We start from the raw sequence: 1,958 nt of genomic DNA, 5'->3' as shown, positions 1-1,958 counted from the left end.
GCCCCCGCTGCAGCCGTCCCAGGCGGGAGCGCCGGCGCTCATGCCGACGCTTCCAGCGCTCCGGCCTGGGCGCAGCGCATGCGCAGCGAACAGGCGTCCCGTCACCGAAGGCACATGATCGCGCAGGCCGTGAAGGACGGCGACCGTCCGGGCGCGCCCGCCAATCCCGACATCAGCCAGAAGGACGACTAGCATGAAATTCAAGCGCCCCATCCAACGCTATGGCCGGACCCCTCAGCCGGAAACGCCCTACCAACGGGCCGGTCAGATGTGGGACGACCGGATCGGCTCCGCTCGCGTTCAGGCCCGCAACTGGAGGCTGATGGCCTTCGGCTGCATGATGATCAGCGGCGGTCTCGCGGCCGGCAATGTCTGGCAGTCGACCCAGAGCCGCGTGGCGCCCTATGTGGTCGAGGTCGATCGGCTGGGCGAGGCGCGATCGGTCGCGCCCGCTATCCAGAACTATCGTCCGACCGACGGCCAGATCATCTGGCACCTCGCGCGCTTCGTCGCCAACGTCCGTTCCGTCTCGACCGACCCCGTGCTGGTCAAACAGAACTGGTTAGAGGCGTACGACTTCGCCACGGACCGTGGAGCGCGGTTTCTCAATGAATACGCCCGCACCAACGACCCGTTCGCCATGATCGGCGAGCGCAGCGTGTCGGTGCAGGTCACTAGCGTCGTGCGCGCATCGGATTCGTCGTTCCAGGTGAAATGGGTCGAGCAGACCTATGAGCGGGGCAGCCTCGCCAGGACCGAGCGCTGGACGGCGATCCTGACGACGGTCTTTCGCACCCCGAAGACGGCCGACGCGCTTCGCAAGAACCCTCTTGGTCTGTTCGTCAACGCGATCGACTGGTCCCGCGAACTCGACACGACCGCGCCGACGCAGCCGCCGGTCGGAGCGGCGCCGCCTCTCGTTCCAGCCATCACCGCCATCGAAGGAGATACGCCGTGATCCGTTTACCGCTTGCCGGGGTCTCCGCCCTGGCGCTCGCCGCGTGCGCAGGGAAGACCCCGCCGCCCGCCATCGCCTACGACCCCGTCGACTTCCAGCCCGCCGTCGTCGCGGCGGAACCGCCGACCCCGGTCGAGATCGTAGAAACCCCGGTTCCGTTGCCGCTGCCGGGCCAACTCCAGCCTGCGCCTTCCGCGCGCCGCGAGACCGGCTCGCCCACGGCCAGCGTCGAGGCCGCAAACCGCGCCGCGACGCAGGAGCCGTCACGCTCGGGCTACGTCAACGCCGTGCAGGTCTACCCCTGGACCGATGGGGCGCTCTACCGGCTCTACGCCGCGCCGGAACGAGTCAGCGACATTGCGCTTCAGCAGGGCGAGGAACTGATCGCGGTCTCGGCCGGCGATACAGTGCGTTGGGTCATAGGCGATACGGTGAGCGGAGCCGGCGACCATCGGCGGGGGCATGTCCTGGTCAAGCCGTTCGCGGCAGGGCTGCACACCAACATGGTCATCACCACGACGCGTCGCGCCTATCACCTCGCGCTCGAAAGCACCGATGCGACCGCGATGGCGGCGATCTCCTGGACCTATCCGCAGGACCGGTTGCTGGCGCTGCAAAGGGGAAATGACGCAGCGGCGGCGGCGCAGACCGTCGCGCTCGCCGTCGCCGTCGAGAACCTGCGCTTCCGCTATGCGATTACCGGGGATGCGCCGCCGTGGCGGCCGCTCCGCGCCTGGGACGACGGGGCGAAGGTCTATATCGAGTTTCCGGCCCGGCTCGATCAGGGGGAGGCGCCGCCGTTGTTCGTCGTCGGCCCGCTCGGCGACGCCCAACTCGTGAACTACCGGGTCAGCGGACACCATTACATCGTCGACCGGCTGTTCGCCGCGGCGGAACTGCGCATGGGCGAAGCGCCGCAGCGGGTCGTGCGGATCACCCGGACCGATGGCGATCAGCGGCGGGGCCGGAGGGCGTCGCAATGATCGACGAGCCCGACACG

General features: G+C 68.8%; 2 protein-coding genes and 1 pseudogene. All 3 read left to right on the top strand.

What is annotated here, in order from left to right; genetic code table 11:
- A pseudogene (locus RT567_RS16320) lies at positions 1–192 on the top strand (P-type conjugative transfer protein TrbL); the annotation flags it as partial.
- 1 nt (position 193) lies between these two features.
- Positions 194–958 carry a conjugal transfer protein TrbF gene (trbF, locus tag RT567_RS16315; RefSeq protein WP_003163488.1) on the top strand — a complete coding sequence of 255 codons (765 nt, stop codon included), beginning with the start codon at positions 194–196 and terminating at the stop codon, positions 956–958.
- Complete coding sequence (trbG, locus tag RT567_RS16310) at positions 955–1,941, top strand: P-type conjugative transfer protein TrbG (RefSeq protein WP_313577252.1); 987 nt, start codon at positions 955–957, stop codon at positions 1,939–1,941. The genes trbF and trbG overlap by 4 nt, the downstream gene beginning before the upstream one ends.
- The last annotated feature ends 17 nt before the right edge of the window (positions 1,942–1,958 follow it).

This window comes from Brevundimonas sp. (genome assembly GCF_032107865.1).
Taxonomy (GTDB): Bacteria; Pseudomonadota; Alphaproteobacteria; order Caulobacterales; family Caulobacteraceae; genus Brevundimonas.
Note: the sequence above shows the minus strand (reverse complement) of the source record. Positions and strands in the feature narration are given on the sequence as shown.

What these genes read in the sequence shown, in the direction of transcription:
- trbF (WP_003163488.1), top strand. Translation starts at nt 194, where the DNA reads ATGAAATTCAAGCGCCCCATCCAACGCTATGGCCGGACCCCTCAGCCG.